Source organism: Pedobacter immunditicola (assembly GCF_037482985.1).
Lineage (GTDB): Bacteria > Bacteroidota > Bacteroidia > Sphingobacteriales > Sphingobacteriaceae > Pedobacter > Pedobacter immunditicola.
The window spans coordinates 73,531-80,400 of sequence record NZ_JBBHKC010000014.1; the positions used below are offsets into that span (position 1 = coordinate 73,531).

Sequence of the window (6,870 nt, forward strand, 5' to 3'; positions counted from 1 at the left end):
CAATGGAAAAAACTGGTACTGATGTATGGAATAATTGCCTGCAGATAATAAAAGATAACATTCCGAATCAAAGTTTCAAAACTTGGTTTGAACCGATATCTGCACTTAAGCTGGAAGGCAATGTTTTGACCATTCAGGTGCCTAGTTTATTCTTCTATGAATGGCTGGAGGAACATTATGTCGGCCTGTTAAGGAAGACTGTAAAGAAGCAGTTGGGGGATGATGGTAGACTGGAATATAACATCGTGGTAGACAAGTCTTCAAACACTGGAATGCCCTATACCACCAATATGCCATCTAACGGAAATGGCGCTGCTGCAAAGATGCAATCCATGCCCGTGCCCATCTCCATTAACAAAGACATCAAGAACCCATTCATCATTCCGGGTTTGAAGAAAATGAATGTAGACCCACAGCTTAACCCAAATTATACTTTTGACAGTTATATTGAGGGCGACTGTAACAGGCTGGCCAGGTCAGCCGGATTTGCCGTAGCCGCAAAACCAGGAGGTACTTCTTTTAATCCCTTAATGATTTATGGTGGTGTGGGTTTAGGGAAAACACATTTAGCCCAGGCCATAGGAAATGAAATTAAACAGAGCCTTCCTGATAAGCTTGTGATTTATGTATCCTGTGAGAAGTTCTGTCAGCAATTTGTTGACTCTTTGAAAAACAATACCATTAACGATTTCGTCAACTTTTACCAGGCAATGGATATCATCATCATGGATGATGTGCATAACTTTGCAGGGAAAGAGAAGACCCAGGATATTTTCTTCCATATCTTTAATCACCTGCACCAATCAGGTAAACAAGTGATCCTCACTTCTGATAAATCTCCGAAAGACTTGTCAGGTTTAGAAGAAAGGTTGTTAAGCCGTTTTAAATGGGGGCTTTCTGCAGATTTGCAGATCCCTGATTTCGAAACCCGTATCGCCATCCTGAAAAAGAAGATGTATGCAGATGGTATAGAATTACCGGCAGAAGTGGTGGAGTATGTAGCGCATAATATCGATAATAATGTGCGGGAACTGGAAGGGGCAATGGTGTCATTGCTGGCGCAGTCAACTTTAAATAAAAAGGAGATTGATTTAACGCTGGCCAAGCAGATGCTGAAGAACTTCATTAAGAACACCACGAAAGAGATTTCTATGGAATTTATTCAGCGGTTGGTTTGTGAATATTTTGAGGTGCCGATGGAAATGGTGAAGTCATCCACCCGTAAAAGGGAGATTGTACAGGCGCGACAGATCTCCATGTACCTGGCTAAAAGCCATACCAAATCATCTTTGAAAAGTATTGGGGCCTTTTTTGGCGGCAGAGATCACTCTACGGTTATCTACGCTTGCCAAACCGTAGAGGATCTGATTGATACCGACAAAAAGTTTAAAGGATATGTAGCTGATATCCAAAAAAGGTTGGTGCTTAGCTAAAAGCGCCCAACTTATTTAATCCATAGAATAGCGCTGCGGTATGTAAAGCCTGGTCTATTTTATTATCCATCAGCAATTGCTTCACTTCTTCAATAGTGTATTCTTCCACATTCAAAATCTCGTGTTCATCCAAATTTTGTGCATGCGTTTTTGTGCCGCCGGTTAACAGGTAAGTAAAGGTCCTGTTGGTAGATGTTGCGGGGTTGGGGTATAATGTTACCAGGAGTTCAGCCTTTTCAAATGAGTAGCCCGTTTCTTCGAGCAACTCTCTTCTCACGCCAGTTTCTGCTTCTTCATCACCATCCATTACGCCGCCTGGAATCTCCAGGGACACAATGTCTGCTGCATGCCTGTACTGACGGACAAGGATAATCTTGTTTTCTTTGGTCACAGCAATAGCGTTTACCCAGTCGGGGTATTCCAATACGAAATAATCGTCTTTAACGGAGCCATTTTGCAATTTACAGGTATCAACTCTCAAAGTTGCCCATTTTTCTTCCACCAAATACCTTGATGAAAGTTTCTTCCATTTCAATATCTCCATTACCAGTCGCCGCTACTACCGCCACCACCAAAACTACCACCGCCGAAGCCACCGAAGCCGCCTCCGCCACCTCCGCCGCCACTGCCGAATCCGCCACCAAAACCACCACCGCCAGAACGTCCGGTCATGCTGCCAAGAAGCATCCCCCAAAACAAGGAATCTGCTACACCACGACTGCCGATCACTTGGCTGCCACCGCGGCCACCACCGCCTTTACGCATAATAATGATGATGATGATGACAATAATAATCAGGATAGGCACAGCTGCACCTCTATCTTTCGTTACTTTTTTAGGCTTGTCGTTTTTATACTCACCCTTGGTATAACTAATAATGGCATTGGTACCCGATTCAATTCCTGCGTAATAATCCCCTGCCTTAAAATAAGGCTTAATGTCATTCTCTATAATTCTTTTGGCATACACATCAGGCAAAGCACCTTCAAGGCCGTAGCCCGTTTGTATGGCGATTTTCCGGTCGCCAAGCGCAACCACAATCATGATACCGGTATTCTTCTGGGAGCCTACGCCCCATTGCCTGCCCAGTTGAAGTGCATAATCATTGATATCATATTCACCAACAGATTTTAATACGGCAACGGCAATTTGTATAGAGGTGGAATCACTGAAAGCAACCAGTTTATCTTCAAGCTGCTGTGTTTGCGAGGCAGAGAAAGTGCCGGTATAATCGTTTACTAGTTTATTAGGCTTTGCAGGAAAGTCCTGGGCGAAACCCAGGCTGGTTAGAAAAACCAATAAAAACAACAGAATTGGTTTTTTCATTATTCGTGAGGTTTATTTGGAGCCATATATACGATGTCATTAGGGAGTTCATTAATGTCATCTTTATCAGAAGGAAAAAATATGGCAAGTTTTTCAGCAACCAGGCTAATGCCAGCTATCAAGCCATCTGCAATATTGCCACCGGAAAAATGTGCCCTCATGGCTACTTTAGTGGTTTCCCAAAAATCCGGAGGTACTACTTTATTAATACCACGGTCGCCTATAATAGCAAATTTATGGTCTTCATAGGCAAGGTAAATTAATACACCATTATGTTCGATGGTTTTATCCATTCCAAGCTTATGGAAATAGCTTGCAGCCACATCAAGCGGCTCACCGTGACAGTGTCTATCTATTGCAATTCTGATTTCACCTGAAGTAAGCTTTTCTGCTTCTGCAATAGTGGCGGCAATCAGTTCCTGTTCTTGTTCATTAAAAAGTGTCATATTTTATATATAAAGAGAAGGGTAATGCGTATATTAACTACGCATTACCCTGATAAATTCGTTTCCCTTGATTAGAATTCTACTTTTGGAGCATTTTGTGCGCCTGCATCAGCTTTAAAGCCGGTTTTTTGGTCAAATCCAAATATGCCAGCAGTAATATTATTTGGGAAAGACCTTACTTTAGTGTTGTAAACCTGCACAGATTCATTAAAATCTCTACGGGCAACAGCGATACGGTTTTCTGTTCCTTCTAACTGTGCAGAAAGATCACTGAATTGTGTTGTTGCTTTCAACTCAGGATAGTTTTCAGTAAGTACCATTAAACGGCTTAAAGCCTGTGTAATCTGACCTTGTGCTGCCTGGTATTTTTCGATGTTCTCAGGAGTTAATTTATCAGGATCAACCGTAATTTGACTTGCTTTAGCTCTGGCTTCGATGACCTGGGTCAGGGTTTCTTTCTCAAAATTTGCAGCGCCTTTAACTGTGCTTACTAAGTTTGGTATTAAATCCGACCGGCGTTGGTATTGTGTTTCTACCTGGTTCCATTTGGTTTTCACTTGTTCATCCAATTGAACCATATTATTATATCCACTGCAACCGCTAAATGCGATAAATACCAATAGAAATCCGACTACGATTAAAATTATTTTTTTCATGTTTTTGATGTTGATTTTTTTAAGGTGATTAATCTATCATAAGATAGTGATGATTTCTTGTTTATTATGTTTTTTAAGGTGAAGCTTTCGTGAGCTTATGATGGTTACATTCCTACATCTTTAATGGTTAATTTAAGAATTAGATTGCAATTTCTGTACCTTTGTTACGCTTCAGGATAAAAACCTGACAAGTTTATGCAAAAAGATATAGAAATTAAACTGCTTCCCAGTGAAATTGATCAGGAAGAAATTTTAAGGAAAACGCTGGCCACCGCTTTAAATGTGGATTTGCGTAGAATTAAGGGCTATAAAATTTTAAAACGGTCCATTGATGCACGGTCCCGACAAGTAGTTTATCGGCTGCATGTAAAAGTTTACCTGGATGAGCCAATTCTGGCAGAAAATCCTCCAATTCACTATCAAAATGTCAGTAACCGGAAGCCGGTTATTATTGTAGGTGCAGGTTCTGCAGGCTTGTTTGCTGCCTTGCAATGTGTCCAGAATGGTTTTAAACCTATTATCCTGGAGCGCGGTAAAGATGTGAAGCAGCGGAGAAGGGACCTTGCTGCAATCAACAAAGAAGGGGTTGTGAACACCGAATCTAATTACTGTTATGGTGAAGGTGGTGCTGGAACCTATTCTGATGGGAAATTATATACCCGATCCAACAAACGTGGCGATATCAATCATGTGCTGGAAACGTTTGTGCAGCACGGTGCAACTGAAGATATCTTAGTTGATGCGAGGCCGCATATCGGTACCAATAAACTGCCGCTCATCATTACGGCCATCCGCGAGACACTTTTAAATGCGGGTGCCGAAATCCGTTTTGGTCAGAAGATGACGGATCTGCTAGTTGAATCTGGAAAAGTGAAGGGGGTGGTGATTAACGGTGAGGAGAAACTCCATGCCGATGCTGTTATTTTAGCGACTGGTCATTCGGCAAGAGATGTATATGAGTTGTTGAACCGGAAGAAGATTCTGGTAGAGCCAAAGCCCTTTGCGCTCGGCGTGAGGATAGAGCATCCCCAGGCTGTAATAGATGCGGCCCAATACCATTGCGATGAGCGCGGTGCGTATTTACCACCTGCTTATTATAGCCTGGTAGAACAGGTGGCGGACCGCGGGGTATTTTCTTTTTGTATGTGTCCGGGTGGCATTATTGCCCCATGTGCTACCTATGAAAATGAAATTGTAGTTAACGGATGGTCACCTTCCAAAAGAAATAACCCTTTTGCAAATTCAGGAATGGTGGTACAGGTAACGCTTGATGATGTTAAAGGTGATGATCCTTTAAGGATGATGCATTTTCAGGCTGCCATTGAAAAGCAGGCTTTTGCATTGGGTGGAGGCAGTTTAGTGGCACCTGCTCAAAGGATGGTTGATTTTGTGGAGAAGCGGCTTTCTGTGGATCTTCCTAAAAACTCATACTTGCCAGGTACAAAATCTGCGCTATTGGATGATACCCTGCCCAGCTTTGTGGCCGAGAGCCTCAGAGGTGCTTTGCCGCTTTTTGGAAAGAAAATGAAGGGCTATTATACCAACGAAGCCATTCTGGTAGGTGTGGAGAGCAGAAGTTCTTCACCGGTGCGCATCCCCAGGGATAAGGAAAGTTTACAACATCCGCAGGTAGCGGGTTTATTTCCATGTGCCGAAGGGGCTGGTTATGCCGGTGGCATTGTTTCTGCCGCAATTGATGGGATCAACTGTGCCAATGCGGTTGTGAAATACCTGTAATCCAAACATTTTTTCTGTAAGGGATGTTAGTTGAATAGCTGATTGATCAATAAAAGCACAGGGACACCTTAATTTTTAGGTTCCTGATTTTTAAATTATTCTGAAATGAAACGGACTTTAATTATAGGGGCAAGCCCAAACCCCACACGGTATGCTTATAAAGCTGCAAATATGTTGAAAGCAAAAGGGCACGATATTATCAATGTGGGTATTAAAAAAGGGGCGGTTGCTGGCGTGGAAATAGAAGAATCAGGTCCTGTTTATGAGGATGTGCATACCATAACCTTATATATAGGTCCCCGGCTCCAACCTGGTTATTATGATTATATCCTCAAAACTAATCCCAAACGCGTAGTTTTTAATCCGGGTACCGAAAACGATGAACTCGAGCTTTTGCTAAAAGAGCATGGTATTGAACCGTTGGAGGCTTGTACCCTGGTGTTACTGGCAACAGGTCAGTATTAGTTTGCTAAATAATTTCCTTAGTTACAATTACTTCATCTTATTGTGTTAATGAGTGGTATATAGGGTATTCCTATAATTCTTAAATTTGAGTTATGGTATGAAAGAGATAAAATTTATATTTATTGTATAGTTATGTAACTATCAATAAGCATATCATTTCATGGGAACTTCCGAGTATTTATAATTCTTATAGTTATCATTTTACCAATAGCAGCTTTATTTGATTTAATGTCTGATAAATCTGATAAATGGATAACAAATAATAAAGCAGTTTGGGCTATTATCATCATCATGATGCCTTTCCTCGGGCCGGTTCTCTATTTATTGACTTCACGACTTCGTTTTCTATTTAAAAGATAGGCGGGCCTATCATGGTATGGGGATGATGGCCGGGTAATAGTCAAGTGGTAATGGATCTAGGGTGGATGTACCTTGAGTCCACAGTGTATCTACCTTTTCCCCTTAAAAAGGTAGATCGGAGGTAGGTTCATGGCTGATAAAGTATAGTAGTATATATAGGTGTCATTAAGCTATGGCCTTTTGAACTTGTATAACCCTTCTTTTAAACTTGTATCATTCTTCTTTAAGCCTTTTTCGATTTCTTTTCGCAGTAAATGAGCAGGTTAGCCATTACCCTTGGATTTCTTTCAAAATATTTTTCCAGTTGCCAATATTTTTCTTACTTTTGCATCCCGCTTCGGAGGAAGTGAAACAGTGAAAGGGATAGAGAAGAGGTTGATTTGAAGAGTTAAAGTGTAGTAATGTTGTTCTTTGTGGAGTTAGGCGAAAGCCAGATAAAACAAAAGA

8 protein-coding genes are annotated in these 6,870 nt (G+C 41.4%); 4 read left to right on the forward strand and 4 right to left on the reverse strand.

Going from position 1 to position 6,870, the window contains the following annotated elements; translation table 11 throughout:
- The first annotated feature begins 2 nt into the window (after positions 1-2).
- Positions 3-1,433 (forward strand): chromosomal replication initiator protein DnaA, encoded by a 1,431-nt coding sequence (gene dnaA, locus WG905_RS19220; protein WP_339593386.1) that lies wholly within the window; start codon positions 3-5, stop codon positions 1,431-1,433.
- On the opposite strand, the gene WG905_RS19225 is transcribed toward dnaA, so the two are convergent.
- The 4 genes from WG905_RS19225 to WG905_RS19240 all read right to left on the reverse strand — a co-directional run bounded on the left by WG905_RS19225 (position 1,426) and on the right by WG905_RS19240 (position 3,861).
- On the reverse strand, positions 1,426-1,977 hold the full coding sequence (locus WG905_RS19225; protein ID WP_339593387.1) for an NUDIX hydrolase: 552 nt from the start codon (positions 1,975-1,977) through the stop codon (positions 1,426-1,428). The genes dnaA and WG905_RS19225 overlap by 8 nt on opposite strands.
- Positions 1,977-2,759 (reverse strand): TPM domain-containing protein, encoded by a 783-nt coding sequence (locus WG905_RS19230; RefSeq protein ID WP_339593388.1) that lies wholly within the window; start codon positions 2,757-2,759, stop codon positions 1,977-1,979. Before WG905_RS19230 ends, WG905_RS19225 begins: the two co-directional genes overlap by 1 nt.
- A complete protein-coding gene (locus WG905_RS19235; RefSeq protein ID WP_339593389.1) occupies positions 2,759-3,205 on the reverse strand; it encodes a TPM domain-containing protein in 447 nt (148 codons plus the stop codon). The genes WG905_RS19230 and WG905_RS19235 overlap by 1 nt, the downstream gene beginning before the upstream one ends.
- Positions 3,206-3,276: 71 nt before the next feature.
- A complete protein-coding gene (locus tag WG905_RS19240; protein ID WP_339593390.1) occupies positions 3,277-3,861 on the reverse strand; it encodes a LemA family protein in 585 nt (194 codons plus the stop codon).
- Between the two features lie 195 nt (positions 3,862-4,056).
- On the opposite strand from WG905_RS19240, the gene WG905_RS19245 reads away from it, so the two are divergent.
- From WG905_RS19245 to WG905_RS19555, 3 genes are all read left to right on the forward strand, one after another.
- The gene (locus WG905_RS19245) at positions 4,057-5,598 is read left to right on the forward strand and encodes an NAD(P)/FAD-dependent oxidoreductase (RefSeq protein WP_339593391.1); all 1,542 of its coding nucleotides are present in this window, start codon (positions 4,057-4,059) and stop codon (positions 5,596-5,598) included.
- 105 nt (positions 5,599-5,703) lie between these two features.
- Positions 5,704-6,063, forward strand: a complete 360-nt coding sequence (locus WG905_RS19250; RefSeq protein WP_339593392.1) for a CoA-binding protein — start codon at positions 5,704-5,706, stop codon at positions 6,061-6,063.
- A 207-nt stretch (positions 6,064-6,270) separates the two neighbouring features.
- The gene (locus WG905_RS19555; protein WP_431844530.1) at positions 6,271-6,423 is read left to right on the forward strand and encodes a PLDc N-terminal domain-containing protein; all 153 of its coding nucleotides are present in this window, start codon (positions 6,271-6,273) and stop codon (positions 6,421-6,423) included.
- The last annotated feature ends 447 nt before the right edge of the window (positions 6,424-6,870 follow it).

Excerpts from the sequence above, each read along its gene's own strand:
- dnaA (WP_339593386.1), top strand. The coding sequence starts at position 3 with ATGGAAAAAACTGGTACTGATGTATGGAATAATTGCCTGCAGATAATA.
- WG905_RS19225 (WP_339593387.1), bottom strand. The coding sequence starts at position 1,977 with ATGGAGATATTGAAATGGAAGAAACTTTCATCAAGGTATTTGGTGGAA.
- WG905_RS19230 (WP_339593388.1), bottom strand. The coding sequence starts at position 2,759 with ATGAAAAAACCAATTCTGTTGTTTTTATTGGTTTTTCTAACCAGCCTG.
- WG905_RS19235 (WP_339593389.1), bottom strand. The coding sequence starts at position 3,205 with ATGACACTTTTTAATGAACAAGAACAGGAACTGATTGCCGCCACTATT.
- WG905_RS19240 (WP_339593390.1), bottom strand. The coding sequence starts at position 3,861 with ATGAAAAAAATAATTTTAATCGTAGTCGGATTTCTATTGGTATTTATC.
- WG905_RS19245 (WP_339593391.1), top strand. The coding sequence starts at position 4,057 with ATGCAAAAAGATATAGAAATTAAACTGCTTCCCAGTGAAATTGATCAG.
- WG905_RS19250 (WP_339593392.1), top strand. The coding sequence starts at position 5,704 with ATGAAACGGACTTTAATTATAGGGGCAAGCCCAAACCCCACACGGTAT.